Here is a 23,164-nt window from a genome sequence, read left to right on the forward strand (position 1 = left end):
GATAAGGTAACAGTGTGAAAACAGATGAAAAAAAACCAACGCGCCGTTCGCGAGCTGTAGCGGCCAAGCGTGCAGCTATCCTGGATGCTGCGCTGGCATTCTTCTCGCAATTCGGTATTCACGGCACCACGCTAGACCAGGTTGCCGAACGCGCCGATGTCTCTAAAACCAATCTTCTTTATTACTATCCTTCCAAAGAAGTTTTGTACGTAGCCGTGCTGAAAGAGATTCTTGACGTATGGCTGGCACCGCTTCGCGCGTTAGCCCATGATCAAGATCCGCTGATGGCTATACGCCGCTATATTCGCCTGAAACTTGAAGTGTCACGCGATTTCCCGCAGGCATCACGGCTGTTTTGTCTGGAGATGCTGCAAGGCGCACCGCTATTGAAGGGCGAACTGGCTGGCGATCTCAAACAGCTGGTGGATGAAAAAGCCGCGATTATTGAACGCTGGATTGATGAAGGTCGATTGGCTGGCGTACAACCGCAGCATTTGATCTTTATGCTATGGGCAACCACGCAGCATTACGCCGATTTCGCCAGTCAGGTTGAGGCGGTAACCGGGCAAACGTTGAGCGATCCGCAATTTTTCGATCAGACGGTAGATAATGTGCAGCGCATGATTATTGAAGGTATCCGCGTGCGTTAATTTTACGGCCATACGTTGTTGCGACGGAGTAAAAAATGGATTCTGTTTCGCAGTTTGTTCTGGGGGCATCCGTCAGCGTGGCGGTGATGGGCCGACGCGTCCCGCTTTGGCAAGCCGCCGCCGTGGGTGCGGTATGCGGCACGTTACCCGATCTTGATGTCTTTCTTGATCACGGCGATGCCATTCGCAACATGACATTACACCGTACCGAAAGCCACGCTTTGCTCTATTTGACGCTGGTTTCGCCGCTGCTGGCGTGGTTGGTCGCGGGCCTTTTTCGTGGCAACGTGAAATGGCAAGCGTGGTGGCCTGCCATTTGGTTAGCGTTGATTACGCATCCGCTGCTGGATTTGATGACTGTTTATGGTACGCAGCTTGGACTGCCGATCACCGATCATCCTTATGCAGTGAGCAGCATCTATATTGTTGATCCGCTCTATACCTTGCCGCTGCTGATTTGTCTTGGTGTTGCCCTGTGGCGGCGAGGCGATCCTGGTCTGCGCTGGAACCGTATCGGTTTGGCGCTGAGCACGCTTTATCTGGCATGGAGCGTGGTGATCCAGAGCATTGCTACCGGAGAGATTAAGCAATCACTGGTTGATCAGGGTCTTCCAGCCGACAAAGTGCTGGTCACACCCACTGCGTTTAACACGTTGGTGTGGCGCAGCGTGGTCATTACCCCCGATCGTTATGGCGAAGCCTATTGGTCACTGCTGTCGCCAAATCGTCCGCTTAATGTTAGCTGGCAGCCTCGTCATCCTGAACTGTTTGCACAGTTAAAAGGAGACTGGTATGCCGAACGTGTGGCCTGGTTCAGCCACGGTTTTTATGCGATGAATGAGAAAAATGGCAAGATCACAATTGCTGACTTACGCATGGGAGAAGGGCAAAACTATACGTTTACCTTTAATCTCGGCTCGCCTCAGCAGTGGGAAACCCATCCGCAGCGGCTACCTTCAGCACGGCCTGCGTTGAGCGCCAGCTTTAGCGCGCTAGCCGATCGTCTGTAAATAAAAAGCCCGGCCATGATTGGCCGGGCTTTTTTGTCATTCTAAATGAGTTAGCGGCTAGCGCGACGGCGCAATAACCAACCCAGCGTCAACAAGGCAAACCACACTGGCGTCACCATTAATGCCTGACGCGTATCTTCCTGCAAGGTTAACAGCACTAGCACAAAAGCGAAGAAAGCGATACAAACCCAGCACATCAATTTACCCATTGGCATTTTGAACGCCGACTTTGCATGGCGCTGTGGATATTTTTTGCGATAAACCAGGTAGCTACAGAGGATGATTGTCCAGACAAACATGAACAGAATCGCTGAGACCGTCGTCACCAGCGTAAACACTGTCATGACATCCGGGATCAGATAAATCAGCGCCACGCCACTCAGCAAGCAAAGGCATGAGAAAAACAGACCGGTAGTCGGCACCGCGCGCGCTGAAAGACGTCCAAATGCACGATGCGCCACGCCTTGCTGTGACAGGCCATACAACATGCGGCTGGTGGAAAAAATGCCGCTGTTGGCAGACGAAGCCGCAGAAGTCAGTACAACAAAATTCACGATGCTGGCGGCAGCCGGTAAGCCAATCAGGACAAACATCTCAACAAATGGGCTGCGATCGGCCTGTACTGCGGTCCACGGCGTCACGGCCATGATTACCATCAGCGCCAACACATAAAACATAATCACGCGCAGCGGAATGGCGTTGATAGCGCGTGGCAAGACTTTATGCGGGTCGTGTGTTTCGGCAGCCGCGGTACCCACCAGTTCGATGCCGACAAAGGCAAACACCGCAATCTGGAAACCGGCAAAAAAGCCGCTTAACCCTTTCGGGAACATGCCGCCATGATCCCATATATTACTCAGTGATGCAGTCCCGCCGCCTGGCGAAGGATAATGCATTGAAACCAGTACGATACCGGTGACTATCAACGCGACAATGGCGACGATTTTGATAATCGCGAACCAAAATTCCATCTCACCGAACAGCTTTACCGTGGCGACATTCAGCGTCACAAAGACAAACAGGCAAAGCAGGGCGCTCATCCATATTGAGAAACCGGGGAACCACAACTGGAAATAGGCGCTTATCGCCACTACGTCGGCAATACCGGTGACAACCCAGCAGAACCAATAGGTCCAGCCGGTAAAATATCCTGCCCAAGGCCCTAACAGGTCGGCAGCGAAGTCACTGAAAGATTTGTATTCAAGGTTGGAAAGCAGCAGTTCGCCCATGGCACGCATGACGAAGAACAGCATAAAACCGATGATCATATAAACAAAAATAATCGAAGGACCTGCAAGGCTGATGGTTTTACCCGAGCCCATAAACAGCCCAGTGCCAATGGCACCGCCGATTGCGATGAGTTGGATGTGGCGATTATGCAGGCTGCGCTGCAGTTTTTCGGGGTTCTCCTGCGTAACCACCGCGTCTTTAGAGTGATCAACCATATGATTGTCTTTCCTGTCTTGATGTTGTGTCAGCTCTACTGGCTGTTATTAGGCGAGTCTGCCTCAAGGGCAAGTCGGCATAAGATAGTGGAAAGCACCTTGAAGTCGGTAATTTTTTTTGAACAATTGTGACCTTTCATCACCTTATCGTCGGCAGGTTTTGTTTACGCAGCACACTATTGCGTCAGGATGCGTAAGTTTTAATCACTTTGTGCCAGATTGACTGCGTATTAACTGAGAGCTTCTACACTTTTCTTTTGCTTATCATCATGCTGCGAGAGGGGAAATGCGCACGCTTATCCTGTTACTGGTATTCATTGCGGTGGGTTGGGGGAGTTTGCCGTGGATCAAAAAGAATCTGCCGCCTCAGTTCAATCCCTTCACGCCACTTGCAGTTACCGATCCGCCAGGTTGGATGACGCAACTGAAAATGAAGCGGCTAGCGAGTGATCCTGCTGCCTGTCTGGATGTGATGAATCGTGCTCAGCAAGCAGGATTAGTCAGTTTTAGCCAGCGTCCGCCGGTAACGGGCGCATGTCCGCTGGCTAATCCACTGCGCATCCAAAAATTTGGGCCGGTAAGTCTTAGCAGCAGTTTTCTGGCGAGCTGTCCGATGGCGGTTGCCAGCACCATGTATGTTTTACGCAGTCGCGATCAAATAACAAAACAGCAGCAAAGCCCGCTGGTGCGCATCAGCCACGTTGGCAGTTATGCCTGTAGGAATATTTATCATCGCGCTGAGGGGCGCCTGAGCGAGCATGCCACAGCGGATGCCTGGGATGTTACTGCTTTTCAATTGGCTAATGGACAGCGTCTTGAGATAGGCAAAAACTGGCAGCAACCCGCAGCGAAGGCGCAAACGCTGCATAGTTTGTGGCAGGAGGGATGTCGGGTATTCGGTAATGCATTGGGGCCAGATTATAACGCTGCGCATGCCAGCCATTTCCATTTAGGTATGCGCGGTGCAGGCTATTGTCGTTGAGCCCGTAGTACGGCATTTAATGCAGTATTAATGTGCCGGATTGATACCGCGCTTTATCAAGAAATGATTGGCTGGCCAGGAAAAAACAAATCCAGTCATCATTGCCAGTTGCAGCATAAACCAGAAGGCATTGAGCTGCGGGTTGATTTGTTGATTTAATACAAATTTCAGGGCCAGTGCCATAAAGATAAATATGCCTGTTTGGTAAATAACCAAAGGAAAGGTTTCGATTCTTAATGCTATTAACAAGGCACGCCATAATGAATTTTTTTCACGCTGTTTAATGGCGAGCACCTGGAAAAATAAGCCGATAAGCAATGAAAGAACCAAAGAAATGATCGCTTCTTGCCATATAACTATCAGAATATTCAAATGATTTAGTAGTGAAATTATAGGTAATGTTATTACGTCGCCAAAAATACAGGCTGCTGCTGGAATAGTGGTTGAGACAAATATTGTCTGCCAGCTGTTATGACGGGCTGCTCTTTGCGGCATTAATAAAGCCAGATTTGCTTGACGAGAGGGTTGACGCCCAAGAAACCACCAAGCCAGCCATCCAATGAACGGCATATAAAGTCCGGTGATTGGCCAAATGATATTCATTACGCGAACCGGGTGAGGATGCTTGAAAATATCCTTAGCAATCATCATCGCCGTGCAAAGACCTAAAACTAAAAAAGGCAATGCCAATTTATCCATCATAATCAACCCCTGAAACAGAAAGTTAAAGTCCAGCAGCGCGGCGCAAACCTGCTCGCTAAGCTGCCCGATGCCGATTGCTGGTGAGGACTGAAGGCGGACAATGGAATAAGCGTAGCTTCAAAGCACGCGGACGGAAATGTCTCAAGCCAGTAAATTCTTTAGGTGTGATGAACAATATTTGCCGCTTCGGTTATATTTTGCATACCATTAACTTACTGTATAAAAAATAATTTAGGGGTTGAACCTCTGATTTTTGCCCACAAATAATCATAACCTTTTTGTGTCGAAGGATGACGTCTGCTTTTCAGAGATTGAATTCCTATCGGAAAAATCTTATTCTGATGCAAGGTGGAAGTTTGCGGTGCTTCAACACTCTTTCACCGGTTCACCTTTCATGGTTTTTGGTTGAAGTTTATTTTTGCAACTCTTTGGATTTTTTTTACTTAAATTATTGCGCATTAAGCAATCAATATTTTTGCTCGAATCAATTAATATTTTGTGGTGAAGAATAATGAATAACAAAACGCATCTGCGTGAGAATAACGTTGAGGGAATATGACCACCGAGAATTATTTCGCCTGGCGAGCTGAGGCGGAAAGTCAATTTCAACATTTAACAGCTGCGCCTCAATTGAAGCGGTTATTACAGAGCTATACCGAATCATTGGGATTTGATTGCTTTGCTTTTTTGATTCAACATCCGGTTCCTTTTACCCGGCCGGGCATTCATGTACACAGCACTTATCCCAAATTATGGGTTAAGCAATATGAAAAGCAGAACTACTTTGCTGTAGATCCGGTGTTGCTTTTGTGTCAAAGACCAGGCAGAGGCGTTGAATGGACTGCCGATCTGTTTACTGGCGCGGGCAATCTTTGGAAAGAAGCAGGTGAGTTTGGCTTGCACAGTGGTTTTTCTTGTTCAGCAATGGCACCAAATCGAGCCATTGGTATATTATCTATATCATCGCATCAACCTTTTACCACGCAACAACGGCGCGTCGAGTTGGAAGTGAAACTGCACTTCCTGGCGGAGCTGAGTTTGCGCGTGCTAGAGCGTTTGAATGATGATTCGATGCTGGTCCTGAAGAATGACTTTAGTCAGCGAGAACTGGAAATTTTAAAATGGACCGCCGAAGGAAAAACCTCGGTTGAGATTTCGCTTATTTTATCTATTTCTGAACACACGGTGAATTTTCACCAAAAAAAGATGCAAAAACGTTTCAATGTTTCCAATAAAACGCAGATTGCTTGTTATGCAGCAGCGATCGGACTGATTTAAATAAAAAGCAACTACTAAATCTAGTAGTTCCTCTGACTGAGTCAGTTGTCTACCCTGCGCCGGAGCTTTGCCAGGCTGGCGCAAAGAAATCATTGCAAACATGGGGATGTCAAAGGCGCATGATGAAAATAATTCAAACGCAATTAAAGGATATGCCGTCCTCTTTGCTTGCCGAGTTAGGCAGCTATCGTTACAGCGTTTTTGCACGCGGCGAAGGGTGGTCAATTCCACCTCGTTTAAGTACGCCGGGGCAGGAATATGATCGTTATGATCGATCAGATGTAACCTGGCTACTTGCCTGGAGTGCGCGCGAAGGGATCAGTGGCTGCGCACGTTTAATGCCGTGGTTTGAGCCTGAGCAAAATGAAGGCATTATCTTACCTTTCGAACAAGAAAAAGTATGGGAAATGTCACGTTTCTCAGCCCGGCTGGACGTTGATTCTGAACTGCCGCTCAATATTCTGTGGCACGCTGTGCAGTTGGCTGAGCTAAATGGTATTGAATATATTATTAGCTCGGCAACGCCGATGCTGGAAAAGATGTTTGAGCAGCATCAGGTCGCGTACGAGCCACTGACGCCGGGATTGATTCAGTCAGAAGATAATCTGTTTGCGATTCGCATTCCGGTTATTCAACCTGCGCTGGCGGAAAAGTACCGTGGCACGCGTCGCTTTAGCCCGGAAGAGGTGCTGCCATCGTTGGGTGTTTCGGTTAATTGGCAATCACACGGTTAACGCTTTGCCCCCGTAATGCGGGGGCAATTCAGCTTACTGGCGATAAGCGGTTTTGATCTGCTTAATGGTGTTGCTAAAGACCTCAGCCTGCGGCTTATCGCCCAGCGTTTGGACATAACGTTCCATATTAATAATCACTTTCCCTGCGTCTGCTTGGCCCATTCCTTTCAGAATCAGCGTCACCATCATTTTCAGACAGGCAACTTCATCAGACAGTTTCTGGGTTTCCTGCGAGGTTGAAAAATCTTCGTCGCTCATAAATTCTCCTTGGTGATGTACAACGTGTCGGCAATCTGTCCGCACAGCAGTGCGTGAGTATATCACAGCGTTGATAACCTGATATCTCGCCGCGTTTTGTTAATCCTTTACCGCTATTCCATCGCGTGAAACAATTCAAAATGCAGCGAAATGCGTTTTTTTGCCAAGGGAAATTAATAAAGCACAGCGTTTAGAAGGTTGAAGTGCATTTATTTTTAATCAATTGAAATATATTGCTTTTTAAATATAACTTTTAAATAAGTTACCTAAGTCACTCTATTAATTATTGGGATTTGAAATCCCTTGATTTGAATCAGTAAATAGCCTCAATCTTCGGCTTTGTTTATGTGCTTTTAAGTGAAAAGCAGGTATGATTATCTTTCGCAATTGTTGATTACTTCCTCTTTATTTAGCCTGCGGAGTGCCCCTCGTTGATCAGTGTGCTTCTTGTTGATGACCATGAACTGGTTCGCGCCGGTATTCGCCGAATTTTGGAAGATATCAAAGGATTAGTGATTGCAGGTGAAGCGAACTGTGGCGAAGACGCGGTGAAATGGTGCCGCCAGAATCAAGTTGATGTCATTTTAATGGACATGAACATGCCCGGCATTGGTGGCCTGGAAGCGACACGAAAAATTGTGCGCTACAATCCAGATATCAAAATCATTATGCTGACAATTCATACCGAAAATCCGTTGCCCGCCAAAGTGATGCAGGCAGGCGCAGCAGGTTATCTCAGCAAAGGTGCCGCGCCGCAGGAAGTGGTAAGCGCGATTCGCTCAGTGAACGCCGGCCAGCGCTATATCGCTTCTGACATTGCTCAGCAGATGGCATTGAGTCAAATTGAGCCGCAAAAAACCGAATCACCCTTCAGCTGTTTGTCGGAAAGGGAATTGCAGATTATGCTGATGATCACCAAGGGACAAAAGGTGACGGAAATTTCCGAGCAACTCAATCTCAGTCCTAAAACCGTTAACAGCTACCGCTATCGCATGTTCAGCAAGTTGAATATCAGTGGTGATGTAGAGTTAACGCATCTGGCCATACGACATGGCCTGTTCAATGCGGAGCCGTTAATCAGTAGTGAGTGACGTTTTTAATTCCAAAGCCTTTCTGAGTACGGTGACCAGCAAACCCGGCGTTTATCGCATGTATGATGCGTCGGGAACGGTTATTTATGTGGGCAAAGCCAAAGACCTTAAAAAGCGTCTAACCAGCTATTTTCGGAGTCAGGTAGGCAGCCGCAAAACCGAAGCACTGGTAAGCAATATCCAGCATATCGATGTCACCGTAACCCACACCGAAACCGAAGCGCTGCTGCTAGAGCATAACTACATCAAGCTCTACCAGCCGCGATATAATGTGCTGCTGCGCGATGACAAATCCTATCCCTATATTTTTCTGAGCAGCGATACGCATCCACGTCTGGCTACACATCGCGGCGCTAAACACGCCAAAGGTGAATATTTCGGCCCCTTTCCGAATGGGTATGCCGTGCGCGAAACGCTGGGATTACTGCAAAAAGTGTTCCCGATTCGCCAGTGTGAGAACAGCGTTTACCGCAATCGTTCGCGCCCCTGTCTGCAATATCAAATTGGTCGCTGCCTCGGCCCTTGTGTTGCTGGTTTGGTCAGTGAGGAAGAGTATGCACAGCAAACCGACTATGTGCGGCTGTTTCTGGCGGGCAAAGACGACCAGGTGCTGAATCTGCTGGTGAAGCGGATGGAAGAAGCGAGTATTGGGCTGCGTTTTGAGGAAGCAGCTCGCTTGCGCGACCAAATCCAGGCCGTGCGCCGAGTCACTGAAAAGCAGTTCGTCTCTAATCAAGGCGATGATCTCGATGTGATAGGCGTTGCATATGATGCTGGCATGGCCTGTTTGCACGTGCTGTTTATTCGTCAGGGAAAAGTATTAGGCAGTCGTAGCTACTTTCCTAAAGTCCCTTCAGGTACGGATTTGGCGGAAGTCGTGCAAACGTTTGTAGGGCAATTTTATCTGCAAGGCAGCGAAGCGCGAACGCTACCGGGTGAAATTCTGCTCGACTTCACTTTGCCAGAGCGCGAGCTGCTGGCGGAGTCGCTGAGTGAGTTGGCTGGGCGACGCGTTAACATTCAGAGTAAACCGCGGGGTGATCGTGCGCGCTATCTGAAGTTAGCACGTACCAATGCGGCAACGGCGTTAACCACACGCTTATCGCAGCACTCGACCATTCACCAACGGCTGGCTGCGCTGGCTGAATTCCTTGAACTCGACAAAATTAGTCGCATGGAATGTTTCGACATCAGCCATACCATGGGTGAGCAAACCATTGCTTCTTGCGTGGTCTTTGATCAGAACGGGCCGCTGCGCGCCGATTATCGTCGCTACAATATTAATGACATTACGCCCGGCGATGATTATGCGGCAATGAATCAGGTGCTGCGTCGTCGTTACGGCAAAGCTATCGAAGAAGATAAAATTCCTGACGTAATTTTGATTGATGGTGGCAAAGGGCAACTGTCGCAAGCGAAGCAGGTGTTTGCCGAGCTGGACGTACCGTGGGACAAATCTCGCCCGATTTTATTGGGCGTTGCCAAAGGTAGCGATCGTAAGGCGGGACTGGAAACGCTGTTCTTTGAACCCGAAGGTGAGGGTGTTTCCTTACCGCCAGACGCGCCCGCGCTCCATGTCATTCAGCATATTCGTGACGACGCTCACAATCATGCAATTTCGGGCCACCGTAAGAAAAGGGCGAAAGTGAAGAACACCAGCGCACTTGAAAGCATTGAGGGTGTAGGACCGAAACGGCGTCAGCAACTGCTTAAATACATGGGTGGCTTGCAACCTTTGATGAATGCATCAGTGGAAGAAATCGCCAATGTACCGGGCATATCCTTCGCTTTGGCAGAAAAAATATACTACTCGTTGAAACACTAGCATTGAAACGGGGTGGGCAATGTAGGAACATACGTTAAATTCTACCCATTCCAGACAGTTACCGGCATATGCAATTTAACATACCGACGTGTCTCACCCTGTTTCGAGTCGTCCTCATTCCATTCTTTGTGCTGGCTTTCTATTTGCCTTTTTATTGGGCACCGTTTGCTACCGCTTTGATTTTCATTATTGCTGCCGTCACTGACTGGTTTGACGGTTTTCTTGCCCGTCGCTGGAAGCAGACAACGCGCTTCGGTGCCTTTCTCGATCCGGTAGCCGATAAGGTGATGGTCGCGATGGCGTTGGTGCTGGTGGCTGAATATTTTCATGCCTGGTGGATTACCTTGCCTGCTGCCACGATGATCGCACGCGAAATCATTATTTCTGCGTTACGTGAATGGATGGCAGAAATTGGTAAGCGCAGTAGCGTGGCCGTATCCTGGATCGGAAAAGTCAAAACCACCGCACAAATGTTTTCACTGTTTGCCTTGTTGTGGCGTCCTGACAGTACGGTTGTGGGTGTTGGTGTGGTCGCGTTGTACATCGCAGCCGTGCTAACTTTTTGGTCAATGTTCCAATATTTGAGCGCAGCGCGCGGCGATTTGCTCGAACGGTGATCGATGCGATTTAAAAAGCAGCAAACGGACACGGAGTCAGGATAATTTTATTGACTCATTGCGTCAGGTCAGTAGAATGCATCGCATCGAACGGCAGCCAGTCTGTCAGAAGATAAAGAAAATCAGCAAGTTCTGTGGAGTTGCTGAGATTTGCGGGAATAGCTCAGTTGGTAGAGCACGACCTTGCCAAGGTCGGGGTCGCGAGTTCGAGTCTCGTTTCCCGCTCCAAATTTGCAGTTCAGGGTAACCTGAAAGCACATCAGTTTAAGGCGCGTTGGCAGAGTGGCTATGCAGCGGATTGCAAATCCGTGTACCTCGGTTCGACTCCGGGACGCGCCTCCAGATATACCCTGCCCGGGTGGTGAAATCGGTAGACACAAGGGATTTAAAATCCCTCGGCTTTATGGCTGTGCGGGTTCAAGTCCCGCCCCGGGCACCATTTTCTGAAGTAAAGAAAACCAAATAAAATCAAAGCAATATGCAGTAATGTCGTAACCGCCCAAGGGCGGTTTTTTTGTTTTCTCAAAACCGCCTACCAGCCGGTTCATGTTTTTGAACCATCTGACAGAACACAAGCTGTGTCGAAATGAGAGCCAAACGCTTTCCCATACAGGCTTATTCGTTGGCCTCGGTGTCATGCTCTTTTTGGTGCGGATTATAGATTTTCTCCGTCCCAAGCCGCTTAACGGCGGGTTGCCAGTTACGATGCTGACAATAGTCGCACGGTGTTTCGGGTGCGCTGTCACTCTGTATGACAAATCCACAATTGGCACAAGCAAAACTGCCTTCCACCTTGATACGCTTATTAAAATCCTCATTCTGATCGGGCAAAAGCCAAAGACCGACATGTGGCTGTTTGTAAAGTAACAGACTTACGCGGCCTGTAGGTTCCAACCAGGCACGCCGCACTTCACCCAGATGTTGAACGCCCAATGAACGCAGCTTTGAGAGCGTTCTGTCACGGGAAAACTCCGCGTGATACAGATGTTCCAGCGCCAGCCGACCATCCATAACCAGCAGCGTGGCATCTCCCTGCGTAAAGGTTTCGATCTTGTGGGAATAAAAAGAGAGCAATGAAAGCAGGCGAAAACAGCCCAGCAGCGTAAGCAGTAACAGCACCGTGGGTAAAATGCCTTTTTCGGGCGTTTGCAGCGGCGCGCCAATGGCCGCGCCCAGCATAACCATAATTGCCAAATCAACGATGCTCAACTGACCGGCGAACCGGCGGCCCATCAAGCGCAGTACCAGCAATAAAATAAGATAGATAATGACAAAACGCAGCAGTACTTCACCCGCAAAACGCCAGGGCGCTTCACCAATCAGCCATTTATGAAAGACGTTGTTCACTTTCAATCCTCCAGCGAAACGGAAGCAGGTAGCCAGTCTTGTCCATGACAACATCGACAGGGCTGATTGTGCTCTTCTTTACTTTCAGTCAATTTGCCGCAGGAAGCACACACGTAATGATCATCATCCTGCATAGCCGTAATCAGGGCTTGGTCGTAACGCGGAATGATCGCGAGCCCGGGTCGTGGTGTGTCGCTCCACACCAGTGTTAATGAACCGGAAGGTTCAATATAAACTCGGCTAAGCTGGCCGAGATGCTGCACGCCACGGCCACGCAACAGTGAGAAGAGCTTTTCACGTGATAACACTGTACCGCGAAGCGTCTCCAGACGTAGGCGACCATCGTCTAACGCCACGCGTTCTGTGCCTGCCAATACACGGTCAAGCTTACGAAAGCGGAGGCTGAGATGACCAAACAGGTGTTGTATCGCGAGCAGACCGCAAATAATCAAAACTGGTGGTAATAACCCGCGTTTGTCATCCAGCAACGGTACGCCCATGGTACCGGCCAGCGTGATCACCGCCGAAAGTTCGATCAACGTATATTGTGATGCAACGCGACGTCCCAACAGGCGGAGCGTAATAATGATGAGAACAAAGCAAACGAGCGCGCGGATAATCACTTCTATCAAAAAGATCGGGGGATTTTGACCTAAGACGAGACGCGTTATATCTGACAGAAAAATATCATCCTGTTTCATTGACGGACATTCCTCCGGGTTCAGCATGTCGAGATTATTAAGTATAAGCCGTTAAAAACAGTGACCAGATTGCACTTAAGCGCAAATCTTAGTAAGCCGTATCTATTCAGAAAAAACACAGTAAAAATAATCATTCATGCAGCCAGGCCTCAGTTAATCGCGATCATAAATGATTCGCAACTTCCGCTAGCTGGCTCACAAATGCACTAAAAATTCCTTTTCTATATCTTTTGAAATTTTCATTCTTACTTTATGCTTTCCTCTATCTAATAAGGTCGAAGCGCAAGCGAATAGTTAATCATGAAGAACACGCTACAAGAGACGCAGGGAAAAGTAGTCAAGGCCCGTTTTATTGGTGTAGTCAGCGCGGGCCTGGCTAATCCACATGCCCAAACAATGCTTGATGAGATTACCCGGCAATTGAATGCACGCGGCTACCTGACGCTGCTGCTAAATGCCGACGCACAAGATTGCTACGCAACGCTGCGTCAAAAGGCTGAGCAGTTGCCGGTAGAAGGATGGGTTTACTTGTCCAACCGTTTTGATGATGCCGCGATTCTCGATCATCATGCCGTCTCGTCCATCTATCTTTGCCACACTCAAACCCCTTCAGAGAGTATCAGCCCGGATGATTACGCAGCTGGCTTTGCCATCGGAAATTTGCTGCTTGAGCAGCAATATCAACGTTTGGGTTTTATGCAATCGCATAACACTCTCTCAAGCCCTTCAAAGCAGATGCAAGGCTATATTGCCAGCCTGTATGCAGCCGATAAAATGCTTAAAGTGGTACTGACAGCAGAGGGTTATGAGCGCGAACAAGCGTATCAGGCAATGATGACTTACCTGAAAAAGACGCGAGCAGCCGAGCGCATTGAAGCTTTGTACTGTGAAAATGATCTGCTGGCGTTTGGTGCGATGCAGGCAATACGAGATTTTGGCCAAGGCACACATATTGCCATCGTGGGTTGTGGCGATGTTGACGAAGCGCGTTCATCAACCTGGCATTTGACCACCTGGACTCAGCGCGTCGACTTACTGGTTACTGAGGCGCTAAACAGATTGTTGGAACAACGTGCAGATGAGCAGGGTGCATGGCGACAGGGTGAATTACAGATTAGGCATTCGCATCTGGGAAAAGAAGTGCTGGGAGAAATGACAAAGTGCGGATGTGCCAGCCGCCATTGATCGCTGACAGTTCATCTCCTGAACCACAATGCCAGTGCAAGGATCGCTTCTTTACACTGGCTTTTTGCTATTGAGCTGGCTAAAAGCCGCTCATTCAGGACTGTGGTTGACCCACCGGCCCGCTGCCGCCCGGTGCGCCGGTAGGTTGCTGTCCGCTTGGCGGGGGAGGCGGGGCATCTCCACCGTGATGGCGTGGTGCACAAGCTGAAAGTGTGGCGGCAAGACCTAAAGCGGCAATTAAGCATGCTGTACGCTTCATATGATTTTCCCTGTTAAGTGATTTGACGATTAAGTATAGAAAACCTCATCGGAAAACCTGGGTGGCAGGGCAATAAGCGCTGCTGCAAAAGTATGTCGATTTACTACAGGATATTAGAGGTGCCTCTCAACTTTGCACTGTTAATCATGCGTTCCTCCTCACTCAAAGGTATCGTAGCGCCTCATCTTAAAGGAGTCGTTATGAATGGCATTTTGAAGTTCGTCCGGGGCTGGCTGGTTTTTTCGGTGCTGTGGGGCGTGTTCATGTGGTTTATGTCATGGCAGGCGCAAGGCAAAGAAATAGGCATGGCGATTGTGATGAGCTTATATGCAGGCCTGATTTATCAAGCATTGGCTACCATGATCGCACGTTACAAAGCACGCAAGCAGCAAGCTTAATACAGACCTGCTGCAACCTTGCAGCAGGTCTGCGTCATTAACCCAGATTTCCCGTCAGGCGACGATGAAAATCGTTACTGCGATCATCCAAACCTTCAATCGTGACCTGAGTGCCATAACGCTGATAGCGATATTCAATGGCGTCTAATGCTGCCACACTTGAAGCGTCCCATATTTGCGCGTGAGTTAAATCAATCGTGACGTTTTTGGGATCGTGGGCGTAATCGAAGTGCTCAAACAGATCGTTGCTGCTGGCAAAAAACAGCGGGCCACGCACCAGATAGCGTACTGATTCGCCATCTTCACTCAGGCTACGCTGAGCGTGAATAACGTGAGCAATACGACGTGCGAACAGCATGATTGCCACAATCACACCCGCCAGTACGCCCAGCGCCAGGTTTCCTGTCCAGACGGTGACGATAACGGTCAACACCATGACCAATGTTTCTGACCACGGCATCCGTTTTAGGGTCGCTGGTTGCAGGCTATGCCAGTTAACCGTTTTTACCGCCACCACCATCATAATTGCCGCCAGCACCACCATCGGTATTTGCGCCATAATCTGGCTCAACCCAGTGACTAATAGCAACAATACTAAACCAGCGGCAACGGTTGAAACACGGCTACGTGCTTTGCCCAGTTCGACGTTAACGATAGTTTGGCCAATCATCGCGCAACCGGCGATACCGCCATAAAAACCCGCAAAAATATTGGCTACGCCCAATGCCCAAGACTCGCGACGCTTACTTGATGGTGTATCGGTGATGTCATCCACCAGCTTCGCCGTCAGCAATGATTCCATTAAACCCACAAAGGCAATACTCAGGGCAGTCGGCCAGATAATTTGTAAGGTTTGCAGGTTGAGCGACACCATTAAATGATTAAAATCCGGCAATCCAGCGCTCATTGGACCTTCATCACTGACGTTTGGCACGCGATAACCCATCAGCAGCGCAACGGCGGTCACGACCACAATCGCCACCAGCGGCGACGGCACGCTTTTTAATACGCGTGGCAACAGCAACACAATAACCAGCGTGGCGGCAAAGAATACCCACACCAACGGCGATTGCCCCCAAACATGCGGCACCTGTGCAAAGAAAATCAGCACGCCCAAAGCATTTACGAACCCCAGCATCACCGAACGCGGAATATAGCGCATCATGCGCGACAGCCCTGCAAGGCCAAACAATATTTGTATTATGCCACCCATCACCACCGCCGGCAGAATGTATTCCACGCCGTGCGCATGCACCATTGGGCCAATCACCAGCGCCACCGAACCGGCCGCAGCCGTGACCATCGCAGGTCGCCCTCCCAGGATCGATAACGTCAAACAGAGCACCACCGAAGCCACCAAACTGACTTTGGGATCAACGCCCGCAATCACAGAGAAAGAGATCACTTCCGGGATCAGCGCCAGAGCGGTAATAGTGCCAGCCAGGCATTCACGCGTGAGCAGTGCAGGCGAACGTAATACGCGCCCAACACTGAGATCGCTTTCCACAACGCGTGGCGTAGCGACATCATTCGATTTAGTCATAAGTTTGTGCAGGCTCTTTTTAATTTTGCTCTCGCGCGAGAGGCGAGAAAGGTTGGGTAAATCATGAGGCGGTAATGTTACCGGGCAGGGCGGGAAGTTTCCAGCGAAAGCCGTATAGACTCCATCCGTGGAGTCACGATTACACCGACAAATCGTCAGGCGTTTTATGCACGACTAATTCAAGCAGCTGACGATAGATATCGAGCGATGCAACATCTGATTCCAGCTCAAGACGATGAATCAGCTTCGAAATAATGGCTTTGTTGCTGATTGGGGCACCAGCTTGCAAAATCTCAGCCACCACGGCACCCAGAATTTCCATCTCGCTGGCCGGTTTGTTGGCTGCGGCGTTGAAATATTCGGCAATTTCTTTATCGGTTTGAGGTAAAGCATTTTGCATGTGTCAGCCCTTCAAAACAGCCTGAACTTCCGCTTCAGATGTCAGGACAAGAGGAAAAACCCGCGCATGGACAGATGCGTAGGAGCCCGATAATTCAAACACACAGTAATTTGCAAAAAAATAACCTCTGAAGGTGGAAATCCACTGACACCTTCAGAGGCGACGCAAGCGCATCATTCGTTACAGAGTCGTAGACAACTCACGGGGGATAAAGTTATACAAGGAAGTGGGATTTGTAAAATGATGATCTTAATCAAAAAATGCTATTTCTTATTTATCAAAAAGTTAATTTTAATTTAATTCGTTAAAACCTGTACAAGATAGCTGTACAGGTGAATAATTTATCAAGAAAGGGACTGAAAAATGCTGCTATTAAGCGGTGAGTAGCGTTTTCAGCTAAACAAATTCAGTTTGGCAGTTAATTTACGTAGCACTTTCTTGTCACCCACAATGGCCAGGCCTAAAAGACGCCATTCTGCACCGGGGATGAGACGCATTGCATCACTGAACATTTGGTAATCAGTGGTGGTTTGGCCTTCTTCAGGAAACAGCACCGCATCACAATTGAGCTCATCACATTTCATTTGCAAACTGTTTAACTGCTCGATGCTGGCAGCCAGTACCGGAATGCCGACCGGAATTAAACCAGGATAGCGACGCGCATTGGCATCTTCCAGGGCTTCACCGACCATTGTTGGATGGCGCTGTCCCAGCGTTAAGGCCATAACTGCTGCGGCATTGGTGGCTTTTCCTGGCGGTAGATCCGCATTCAAAATCATGACACAACGGGGTTCTTGCATCTTTTTCTCCTTACGTAAAAGCGCATTGTGACAAGGCGCTTAAGCAAGGTCTGGAAGATTTGTGCAAGCCAGTTGATAACGGTAAGGGGTGAGATGACAGGCGCGTTTAAACCAGCGTCCCAAATGGCTTTGATCGGCAAAACCCAGCGCGGCTGCGACATCGACCGGGGGCTGACCTTTTGCCAGTTGTTGGCGCGCCTGACAGAGTCGCCATTGCACCAGCCAGGCGTGTGGCGGCAATCCCCAATGCGCCTGAAAAAGGCGCGAAAGACGAAAACGATCAATATTTAGCGCCTGCGCCATAGTCTGCAAACCGGGGTTTTCAGCGTGATGCGCAATCAACCATTCACGCGCTTGCTGTGCCAGCACCGCATCCTTGTTGATGATTTCGTTTCGATGATGCCACAACGGATGCTGACTAAGCTGGACAAACAGGCGATCCAGCGCGGCATCTTTGATTATTTCTGGATGGTTATGCCACAGCGCTTCAAAAGCGTGCCATACCGCATAGGCAAGTTGTTGATCGTCCCGCAGCGTAGCGGCAAAACTGAGTTCACGCTGTTGCGTTCCCTGTTCAATTAACGGAGACAATTGCTGCTCAACCTGCTGCTGAGAAAGATACAACATGCGATAGGTAAAGCCCTGGGCATTAATGGCATCGCCATCATGCAACTCCTCAGGCTCCAACATAAATACTGTACCGGGTCGGCTTTGATGCTGTTTCCGACGTGAATGAAACTGCTGAACGCCTTGCTCGGTAACGCCAATGAGATAGCTATCATGCCAGTGCGGATCATAAGCATGGCCCGTGAAATGCGCGCGTATTGTTTCAATGCCGCTAAGAGGATCGTGGCGCAAATCAACCCAATTTTGCCTTGCCTGTTTCATATCAATCCTCTTCACAGTGGCGACACCTGGACATTGTGCCGTGGATCACCCATTTTTAACAGAAGCGACTCTTTTCATTACCGTTTGGCTTTGCGTATAATAACGATATTACTTAATTAGATGTCTAACCATTAGGGTGCTAATTTTTGACGCAGCACAATCAGACTTTCACTCGTTTACTTTATCTCACCGCTCACGCGTGGCGCCTGGCTGTTGATCGTCATCTGAAAGACAGCGGTTTAAGCATGAGTAGCTGGATGGCGATTGGTATTATTGCCAGTGAGCCGGGTCGCCTGACGCAAACTGAGTTAGCCCAACTGTTAGGACTGGAAGACGCCAGCATGGTGCCGCTGGTTGATCGTCTGGTGAAGCAAGAGTTGCTGTCACGCGTTCAGCCACCGGAAGATCGCCGCAAACGTCATCTGGTGTTAACCGAAAAAGGCAATCACGCTTTCGCGAAGGTCAAAGACCAGGCCGATCCGCTGCGTGCCGCGTTGTTAGCGGATATTGATCCGCAAGAGTTAGCCGTGACGGAACGCGTGTTAGAGCAGCTGTTGGCGCGCCTGGGAACCATGTAATCATGGCCCGGCGTAATCCCTATGCCGCACGTGAATGGCTGCCGCATGAAAAACCGATGCTGCCGGGCTCGCCGTCAACACCGCTGCATTCAACACCTAAACGTATCGCTTTTGGCCTGATTGGCCTGCTGATTTCTCTGACTGGCGCGCTGAGCAATGCGCTAGTTACCGCCAACCTCACCAACCTTCAAGGCACCTTCGGCGCCTATTCTAACGAAATTGCCTGGTTACCCGCGGTCTATGTGATGGGGAATATCTCCATCAACCTGCTGCTGGTTAAATTCCGTCAGCAATTCGGGCTGCGCGTCTTTACTGAAGCATTTTTGGTGCTTTATGTCCTGGTGGCCTTTTTTCACCTGTTTGCCAACGATCTCGCTTCAGCGATCATTGTGCGTACCGCCCATGGCATGGTCGGTGCCGCGCTGAGTTCGCTGGGTATCTATTATCAAATTCAGGCGTGGCCAGCGAAACACCGCCTGAAGGCGCTGGTGATTGGATTAACTGCATCGCAGTTAGCGATTCCACTGGCCCGACTCTTTTCCAGCGAGCTTTTGCAACTGGACGAATGGCGTGGGCTTTATCTGTTCGAACTGGGGCTGGCGCTGATTGCGCTGGGTTGCGTGCTGGTGGTAAAGCTGCCGCCCGGCGACCGTATCAAAGCCTTTGAAAAAATGGATTTTGTCACCTTTATTCTGCTGGCACCGGGCATGGCGCTGCTGTGTGGCGTGCTCTCTTTAGGCCGTATTGAATGGTGGTTTACCACGCCGTGGCTGGGTATTTGCACCGCCATTGCGCTCACGCTGATCGTGGCGGCCTTTGTCATTGAGCATAATCGGCGCAATCCATTAATTAATACCCGCTGGATCAGCAGCGGCATGATGATACGTCTCGGTATCGTGATGATCATGATGCGTATCGTCCTGGCGGAGCAGAACACTGGCGCGATCGGCTTTTTACAGCAAATCGGTTTGCTTAACGATCAGATGCGTGGCCTGGCGCTGGCGATTATCTCTGGCGTCATTGTTGGCATTGTCGCCAGCGCGCTGACCATCAAACCAACCCATCTCAACTGGCCGATTGTCACTTCGCTGGTGGTGATGATTATCGCCTCGCTAATGGATGCTCAATCCAGCCCGCTGACGCGCGGTAATAATATGTATTTCAGTCAATTCCTGTTGGGTTTCGGCAGCGCCTTTTTCCTTGCACCGGCGTTGCTGATTGGTATGGGCAGCGTGGTGACGCAACCCAAAAACCTGGTCAGCTTTGTTGTGCTGTTCGGCATGAGTCAAAACCTTGGCGGTTTGATTGGCTCGGCGATCCTCGGCACCTTTCAGGTTTGGCGTGAGAAATACCACTCCAGTCTACTGGCCGACAAATTATCGCTGCTCGATCCCAACGTGACTGAACGCCTTAATCAATATAATGCGCTCTACAACAACCTGGTCGGTGACAGCGTTTTGCGCGGTGCGCAGAGCACCAGCCAACTGCAAACGGTGGCGACGCTACAATCAAATGTACTGGCCTATAATGACACCTATTTATTAACTGCTGCGCTGGCATTGACTACCTTGATGTGGGTGCTGTGGCGCTTAACCCGACGCCGTTTTCTGGACTGGCGACAAGCAAAATATAACCGGCGTGAGCAGCAACTTGCCGCCTTACAAGAACGAACGGAGCAACAATGAGTCAGCAGGATGAACTTCAGGCTGCAGAACGCGAACGCGCAAATCGTCGCCGTATTCTTTCTATCGCCGCCGGAGGCGGCATTGTGGTGCTGGGTGTGCTGGTGATCCTTTACGCCTGGCAACTGTGGCCCTTTACCAGTTCCGTGCAAAGCACCGAAAATGCCTATGTGCGCGGGCAAGTCACCTTTATCAGTCCACAGGTCAGCGGTTATCTCACCAGCGTTGATGTTATCGATCTCCAACCGGTGAAAAAGGGCCAGTTGCTGATGACGATTGATGACCGAATCTATCGTCAGCGCGTGCATCAGGCTCAGGCGCAGCTGGCAATGAAGCAGGCCGCACTGAAAAATAACCAACAACAACGTCGAAGTGCAGAAGCGACGATTCAGAGCAATAAAGCCGCGCTGGAAAATGCCAAAGCGCAAGCACTGAAAAGCGGCTTTGATCTCAAACGCGTTGAAAACCTGACGGCGGATGGTTCGCTTTCAGTGCGAGAGCGTGATGCCGCACGAGCCGCTAATGCACAAGCGCAGGCGCAGGTGCGCCAGGCTGATGCGCAAGTAGCGGTAGCGCAACAGAATCTGCAAACGGTGATTGTAAATCGCGCCTCGCTGGAAGGCGATGTCGCCAGCGCGCAAGCCGCACTGGAACTGGCGGATATCGATCTGGCTAACACCCGTATTATCGCGCCAGATCATGGTCAGCTTGGTCAGCTTTCGGTGCGAAAAGGCGCATATGTTACTGCGGGTACGCGTCTGACTTCGGTGGTGCCGAATATTAAATGGATCATCGCCAATATGAAGGAGACGCAGCTGGCACGCATTCGGCCTGGTTTGCCGGTAAATATTCGCGTGGATGCCCTCGACGGCAAACACTTTGATGGCCGCGTTGAGTACATTTCACCGGCAGCGGGTTCAGAATTCAGCGCCATTTCACCTGATAATGCCACCGGCAATTTTGTGAAAATTGCCCAGCGTATCCCGGTGCGGATTCGCATTGATTCAACAGATATTGAGCAGTTGCGTCCCGGTATGTCAGTGGAAGTCAGTATTGATACTGATGCGCCAGTAAAAGATGAGGCGACGCCATGATGCGTCGTAGCGTGCTGGCCAGCATGTTGGCGATGACATTAGCAGGGTGTGCCACACAGGTTGAAAAAGCGCCGTCATCATTGCCCATTCCGACGGCGTGGCGTGAACAGGTTGGCCCATCATCGACCGTAGAAGCAGAGTGGTGGCGCGCTTTTGGGGATGAAAATCTTAATCGGCTGGTGACGCAATCGCTGCGCAATAATCCCGATATCTTGATTGCCCGATCGCGCGTCGATCAATATCGTGCCCAACTGCGCGCGGCGCAGGGCGATAACTTTCCCACGCTCAGCGCGGGCGTCGCGGCAACGCGTGAACGTACGCTCTCATCCGTTACCGGACAGCCCTATGAAACAGCCGTGTTTCAGGGATTATTACAAGCCAATTACGATGTCGATTTGTGGGGCGCACGCAGCAGTTCCATCGCCGCGTCACAGGCTTCACTGGAGGCACAGCGTGCCGCCGCCTCTGCGGCTGAATTAACCATCGCCAGCTCGGTGGCTTCGGGTTATCTCACGCTGTGCGCACTGGATGAACAGCTGCGCGTGACCGAAGCGACGCTGGAAACGCGTGGCAATTCGCTGAAACTGGCGCAACGCCAGTACGAAACAGGCTATACCTCGCGGCTTGAATGGATGCAGGCCGCATCAGAATATCAATCTGCCAAAGCGCAAGTGCCGCAGTTACAGCATCAAATCGGACAGCAGGAGAATGCACTCAGTATTTTGGTCGGCATGAATCCGCGTGAGATTGCGCGTCGTCCTGAGTTTACGCAGATTTCACCACAGCAGATGCCCAATTTGTTGCCCTCACAGCTGATGAATCGCCGGCCTGATATTGTTCAGGCGCAGCGCCAGTTACTGGCTGCCGATGCAAGCCTCGAATCATCAAAAGCGGATCTGCTACCCAATCTTAATCTGACGGCAACAGGCACTATGCAGAGTTCAATATTGCATCAGCTGGTAGACAATCCGTTCCGTCTCTGGAGCATTGGCGGCAGCGTGCTGGCGCCGCTTCTGAACCGTGAAGCGTTAACCGCGCAGGTTGATGTCTCAATGGCGACGCGCAACCAGGCGCTGTATAGCTATGAAAAAGTGGTTCGCAACGCGTTCTCAGAAGTGAATGATGCAATGGATGCCATTCGCCAGGGTGAAGCACAGCAAGAAGAGCTGCAAAAGCAGGAGAAATATGTTGCCGAAGCGCTGCGCATTGCCAGCAATCGTTATCAGAATGGCTACGCCTCTTATCTGGATGAACTTGACGCTCAGCGCACGTTGTTCAGTACACAGCTCAATTTAGTCACGGTTAAAAACAACCTGTTGTTGGCGCAAATTGATCTTTATCGCGCGTTAGGCGGCGGCTGGCAGGTTAATCCATCGCATCCGTAACCTAAGCAGTAGAACATTACGCAATAATCAACGCGGGCAGAAAAGGCCAGACTGAGTCAGCAACGGGCAAAACAGAGCGCCATCAATAGCTTTTGTTAATCAGGGCCGCCTTTTCTGCCCCAAACCCTGTTTTTTATCCTTTCATCGATCCAGCTGTGAGTAAAATAGTCGTGTAAAAAAACGGCTATATTCTTCAGCCCAAACGCGACTTAACTCTCCTCTCTATTACGTAAATAACGGCAATTTACGCGTTATGCTTCGTCTTACGCGTCTTTATAAAAGGTGTTATCATGCGCCGGTTTTTACACAGCC

General features: G+C 49.9%; 24 protein-coding genes and 3 tRNA genes. 17 read left to right on the plus strand and 10 right to left on the minus strand.

What is annotated here, in order from left to right; translation table 11 throughout:
- Window positions 1–14 precede the first annotated feature (14 nt).
- Window positions 15–650: an HTH-type transcriptional regulator RutR gene (gene rutR, locus SC127_RS19185; RefSeq protein WP_215847140.1), complete on the plus strand. Its 636-nt coding sequence runs from the start codon at window positions 15–17 to the stop codon at window positions 648–650.
- A 35-nt stretch (window positions 651–685) separates the two neighbouring features.
- Window positions 686–1,660 carry a metal-dependent hydrolase gene (locus tag SC127_RS19190; RefSeq protein WP_332627561.1) on the plus strand — a complete coding sequence of 325 codons (975 nt, stop codon included), beginning with the start codon at window positions 686–688 and terminating at the stop codon, window positions 1,658–1,660.
- A gap of 50 nt (window positions 1,661–1,710) precedes the next feature.
- Here SC127_RS19190 and cycA read toward each other — a convergent pair whose 3' ends face one another.
- Window positions 1,711–3,105, minus strand: coding sequence for a D-serine/D-alanine/glycine transporter (gene cycA, locus SC127_RS19195; RefSeq protein ID WP_215847139.1), 1,395 nt, complete (start codon window positions 3,103–3,105; stop codon window positions 1,711–1,713).
- A gap of 286 nt (window positions 3,106–3,391) precedes the next feature.
- On the opposite strand from cycA, the gene SC127_RS19200 reads away from it, so the two are divergent.
- Window positions 3,392–4,087, plus strand: coding sequence for an extensin-like domain-containing protein (locus SC127_RS19200; protein ID WP_332627563.1), 696 nt, complete (start codon window positions 3,392–3,394; stop codon window positions 4,085–4,087).
- Between the two features lie 27 nt (window positions 4,088–4,114).
- Here the strand turns inward: SC127_RS19200 and SC127_RS19205 are convergent, their stop codons facing one another.
- Complete coding sequence (locus SC127_RS19205) at window positions 4,115–4,789, minus strand: DUF4396 domain-containing protein (protein WP_332627565.1); 675 nt, start codon at window positions 4,787–4,789, stop codon at window positions 4,115–4,117.
- Between the two features lie 555 nt (window positions 4,790–5,344).
- On the opposite strand from SC127_RS19205, the gene sdiA reads away from it, so the two are divergent.
- Entirely contained in the window at window positions 5,345–6,067 is a 723-nt protein-coding gene (gene sdiA / locus SC127_RS19210) for a transcriptional regulator SdiA (protein WP_243078202.1), read from the plus strand.
- 122 nt (window positions 6,068–6,189) lie between these two features.
- Window positions 6,190–6,801 (plus strand): acyl-homoserine-lactone synthase, encoded by a 612-nt coding sequence (locus tag SC127_RS19215; protein ID WP_215848303.1) that lies wholly within the window; start codon window positions 6,190–6,192, stop codon window positions 6,799–6,801.
- A 33-nt stretch (window positions 6,802–6,834) separates the two neighbouring features.
- On the opposite strand, the gene SC127_RS19220 is transcribed toward SC127_RS19215, so the two are convergent.
- Complete coding sequence (locus SC127_RS19220) at window positions 6,835–7,059, minus strand: DUF2594 family protein (protein ID WP_215847136.1); 225 nt, start codon at window positions 7,057–7,059, stop codon at window positions 6,835–6,837.
- Window positions 7,060–7,490: 431 nt separating this feature from the next.
- On the opposite strand from SC127_RS19220, the gene uvrY reads away from it, so the two are divergent.
- The 6 genes from uvrY (at window position 7,491) to SC127_RS19250 (ending at window position 11,031) form a co-directional block, all read left to right on the plus strand.
- Window positions 7,491–8,150, plus strand: coding sequence for a UvrY/SirA/GacA family response regulator transcription factor (uvrY, locus tag SC127_RS19225; protein WP_215847135.1), 660 nt, complete (start codon window positions 7,491–7,493; stop codon window positions 8,148–8,150).
- Window positions 8,143–9,975 carry an excinuclease ABC subunit UvrC gene (uvrC, locus tag SC127_RS19230; RefSeq protein WP_215847134.1) on the plus strand — a complete coding sequence of 611 codons (1,833 nt, stop codon included), beginning with the start codon at window positions 8,143–8,145 and terminating at the stop codon, window positions 9,973–9,975. The genes uvrY and uvrC overlap by 8 nt, the downstream gene beginning before the upstream one ends.
- 68 nt (window positions 9,976–10,043) lie before the next feature.
- Window positions 10,044–10,592 carry a CDP-diacylglycerol--glycerol-3-phosphate 3-phosphatidyltransferase gene (gene pgsA / locus SC127_RS19235; protein WP_243078200.1) on the plus strand — a complete coding sequence of 183 codons (549 nt, stop codon included), beginning with the start codon at window positions 10,044–10,046 and terminating at the stop codon, window positions 10,590–10,592.
- A 152-nt stretch (window positions 10,593–10,744) separates the two neighbouring features.
- Window positions 10,745–10,820, plus strand: a tRNA-Gly gene (locus SC127_RS19240).
- A gap of 40 nt (window positions 10,821–10,860) precedes the next feature.
- A tRNA-Cys gene (locus SC127_RS19245) sits at window positions 10,861–10,934 on the plus strand.
- 10 nt (window positions 10,935–10,944) lie between these two features.
- Window positions 10,945–11,031 (plus strand) — tRNA-Leu (locus SC127_RS19250).
- A 176-nt stretch (window positions 11,032–11,207) separates the two neighbouring features.
- Here the strand turns inward: SC127_RS19250 and SC127_RS19255 are convergent.
- Entirely contained in the window at window positions 11,208–11,939 is a 732-nt protein-coding gene (locus SC127_RS19255; protein WP_215847132.1) for a DUF421 domain-containing protein, read from the minus strand.
- Between the two features lie 2 nt (window positions 11,940–11,941).
- Window positions 11,942–12,640 carry a DUF421 domain-containing protein gene (locus SC127_RS19260; protein WP_332627571.1) on the minus strand — a complete coding sequence of 233 codons (699 nt, stop codon included), beginning with the start codon at window positions 12,638–12,640 and terminating at the stop codon, window positions 11,942–11,944.
- Window positions 12,641–12,940: 300 nt separating this feature from the next.
- Here SC127_RS19260 and SC127_RS19265 point away from each other — a divergent pair, with 300 nt between their 5' ends.
- A complete protein-coding gene (locus tag SC127_RS19265) occupies window positions 12,941–13,825 on the plus strand; it encodes a substrate-binding domain-containing protein (protein ID WP_332627575.1) in 885 nt (294 codons plus the stop codon).
- Between the two features lie 94 nt (window positions 13,826–13,919).
- On the opposite strand, the gene SC127_RS19270 is transcribed toward SC127_RS19265, so the two are convergent.
- Window positions 13,920–14,084 carry a hypothetical protein gene (locus SC127_RS19270; RefSeq protein ID WP_243078197.1) on the minus strand — a complete coding sequence of 55 codons (165 nt, stop codon included), beginning with the start codon at window positions 14,082–14,084 and terminating at the stop codon, window positions 13,920–13,922.
- A 146-nt stretch (window positions 14,085–14,230) separates the two neighbouring features.
- On the opposite strand from SC127_RS19270, the gene SC127_RS19275 reads away from it, so the two are divergent.
- Window positions 14,231–14,482 (plus strand): DUF6404 family protein, encoded by a 252-nt coding sequence (locus tag SC127_RS19275; RefSeq protein ID WP_256449291.1) that lies wholly within the window; start codon window positions 14,231–14,233, stop codon window positions 14,480–14,482.
- Between the two features lie 37 nt (window positions 14,483–14,519).
- Here the strand turns inward: SC127_RS19275 and SC127_RS19280 are convergent, their stop codons facing one another.
- The 4 genes from SC127_RS19280 to SC127_RS19295 all read right to left on the minus strand — a co-directional run bounded on the left by SC127_RS19280 (window position 14,520) and on the right by SC127_RS19295 (window position 18,113).
- Window positions 14,520–16,025, minus strand: a complete 1,506-nt coding sequence (locus tag SC127_RS19280; RefSeq protein ID WP_243078196.1) for a SulP family inorganic anion transporter — start codon at window positions 16,023–16,025, stop codon at window positions 14,520–14,522.
- 139 nt (window positions 16,026–16,164) lie between these two features.
- Complete coding sequence (locus SC127_RS19285; RefSeq protein WP_243078195.1) at window positions 16,165–16,425, minus strand: biofilm/acid-resistance regulator YmgB/AriR; 261 nt, start codon at window positions 16,423–16,425, stop codon at window positions 16,165–16,167.
- A 392-nt stretch (window positions 16,426–16,817) separates the two neighbouring features.
- Window positions 16,818–17,225 carry a DUF2000 domain-containing protein gene (locus SC127_RS19290; RefSeq protein WP_332627578.1) on the minus strand — a complete coding sequence of 136 codons (408 nt, stop codon included), beginning with the start codon at window positions 17,223–17,225 and terminating at the stop codon, window positions 16,818–16,820.
- Window positions 17,226–17,264: 39 nt separating this feature from the next.
- Window positions 17,265–18,113 carry an AraC family transcriptional regulator gene (locus tag SC127_RS19295; RefSeq protein WP_332627580.1) on the minus strand — a complete coding sequence of 283 codons (849 nt, stop codon included), beginning with the start codon at window positions 18,111–18,113 and terminating at the stop codon, window positions 17,265–17,267.
- A 146-nt stretch (window positions 18,114–18,259) separates the two neighbouring features.
- On the opposite strand from SC127_RS19295, the gene SC127_RS19300 reads away from it, so the two are divergent.
- The 4 genes from SC127_RS19300 to SC127_RS19315 are packed head-to-tail and all read left to right on the plus strand — an operon-like array spanning window position 18,260 to window position 22,852.
- A complete protein-coding gene (locus SC127_RS19300) occupies window positions 18,260–18,691 on the plus strand; it encodes a MarR family winged helix-turn-helix transcriptional regulator (protein WP_215847125.1) in 432 nt (143 codons plus the stop codon).
- Window positions 18,692–18,693: 2 nt separating this feature from the next.
- Window positions 18,694–20,376: an MFS transporter gene (locus SC127_RS19305; RefSeq protein WP_243078192.1), complete on the plus strand. Its 1,683-nt coding sequence runs from the start codon at window positions 18,694–18,696 to the stop codon at window positions 20,374–20,376.
- Entirely contained in the window at window positions 20,373–21,467 is a 1,095-nt protein-coding gene (locus SC127_RS19310) for an HlyD family secretion protein (RefSeq protein ID WP_243078191.1), read from the plus strand. Before SC127_RS19305 ends, SC127_RS19310 begins: the two co-directional genes overlap by 4 nt.
- Window positions 21,467–22,852, plus strand: coding sequence for an efflux transporter outer membrane subunit (locus tag SC127_RS19315; protein ID WP_332628245.1), 1,386 nt, complete (start codon window positions 21,467–21,469; stop codon window positions 22,850–22,852). The genes SC127_RS19310 and SC127_RS19315 overlap by 1 nt, the downstream gene beginning before the upstream one ends.
- Window positions 22,853–23,164: the final 312 nt, after the last annotated feature.

The organism is Pantoea sp. T14 (assembly GCF_036663535.1).
Classification (GTDB): domain Bacteria; phylum Pseudomonadota; class Gammaproteobacteria; order Enterobacterales; family Enterobacteriaceae; genus Pantoea; species Pantoea phytostimulans.

What these genes read in the sequence shown, in the direction of transcription:
- SC127_RS19280 (WP_243078196.1), bottom strand. Translation starts at nt 16,025, where the DNA reads ATGACTAAATCGAATGATGTCGCTACGCCACGCGTTGTGGAAAGCGAT.
- SC127_RS19315 (WP_332628245.1), top strand. Translation starts at nt 21,467, where the DNA reads ATGCGTCGTAGCGTGCTGGCCAGCATGTTGGCGATGACATTAGCAGGG.
- cycA (WP_215847139.1), bottom strand. Translation starts at nt 3,105, where the DNA reads ATGGTTGATCACTCTAAAGACGCGGTGGTTACGCAGGAGAACCCCGAA.
- SC127_RS19305 (WP_243078192.1), top strand. Translation starts at nt 18,694, where the DNA reads ATGGCCCGGCGTAATCCCTATGCCGCACGTGAATGGCTGCCGCATGAA.
- SC127_RS19215 (WP_215848303.1), top strand. Translation starts at nt 6,190, where the DNA reads ATGAAAATAATTCAAACGCAATTAAAGGATATGCCGTCCTCTTTGCTT.
- SC127_RS19265 (WP_332627575.1), top strand. Translation starts at nt 12,941, where the DNA reads ATGAAGAACACGCTACAAGAGACGCAGGGAAAAGTAGTCAAGGCCCGT.
- SC127_RS19270 (WP_243078197.1), bottom strand. Translation starts at nt 14,084, where the DNA reads ATGAAGCGTACAGCATGCTTAATTGCCGCTTTAGGTCTTGCCGCCACA.
- SC127_RS19290 (WP_332627578.1), bottom strand. Translation starts at nt 17,225, where the DNA reads ATGCAAGAACCCCGTTGTGTCATGATTTTGAATGCGGATCTACCGCCA.
- SC127_RS19275 (WP_256449291.1), top strand. Translation starts at nt 14,231, where the DNA reads ATGCGTTCCTCCTCACTCAAAGGTATCGTAGCGCCTCATCTTAAAGGA.
- SC127_RS19220 (WP_215847136.1), bottom strand. Translation starts at nt 7,059, where the DNA reads ATGAGCGACGAAGATTTTTCAACCTCGCAGGAAACCCAGAAACTGTCT.
- pgsA (WP_243078200.1), top strand. Translation starts at nt 10,044, where the DNA reads ATGCAATTTAACATACCGACGTGTCTCACCCTGTTTCGAGTCGTCCTC.
- SC127_RS19200 (WP_332627563.1), top strand. Translation starts at nt 3,392, where the DNA reads ATGCGCACGCTTATCCTGTTACTGGTATTCATTGCGGTGGGTTGGGGG.
- SC127_RS19260 (WP_332627571.1), bottom strand. Translation starts at nt 12,640, where the DNA reads ATGAAACAGGATGATATTTTTCTGTCAGATATAACGCGTCTCGTCTTA.
- SC127_RS19190 (WP_332627561.1), top strand. Translation starts at nt 686, where the DNA reads ATGGATTCTGTTTCGCAGTTTGTTCTGGGGGCATCCGTCAGCGTGGCG.
- SC127_RS19310 (WP_243078191.1), top strand. Translation starts at nt 20,373, where the DNA reads ATGAGTCAGCAGGATGAACTTCAGGCTGCAGAACGCGAACGCGCAAAT.
- SC127_RS19295 (WP_332627580.1), bottom strand. Translation starts at nt 18,113, where the DNA reads ATGAAACAGGCAAGGCAAAATTGGGTTGATTTGCGCCACGATCCTCTT.
- sdiA (WP_243078202.1), top strand. Translation starts at nt 5,345, where the DNA reads ATGACCACCGAGAATTATTTCGCCTGGCGAGCTGAGGCGGAAAGTCAA.
- SC127_RS19205 (WP_332627565.1), bottom strand. Translation starts at nt 4,789, where the DNA reads ATGATGGATAAATTGGCATTGCCTTTTTTAGTTTTAGGTCTTTGCACG.
- SC127_RS19285 (WP_243078195.1), bottom strand. Translation starts at nt 16,425, where the DNA reads ATGCAAAATGCTTTACCTCAAACCGATAAAGAAATTGCCGAATATTTC.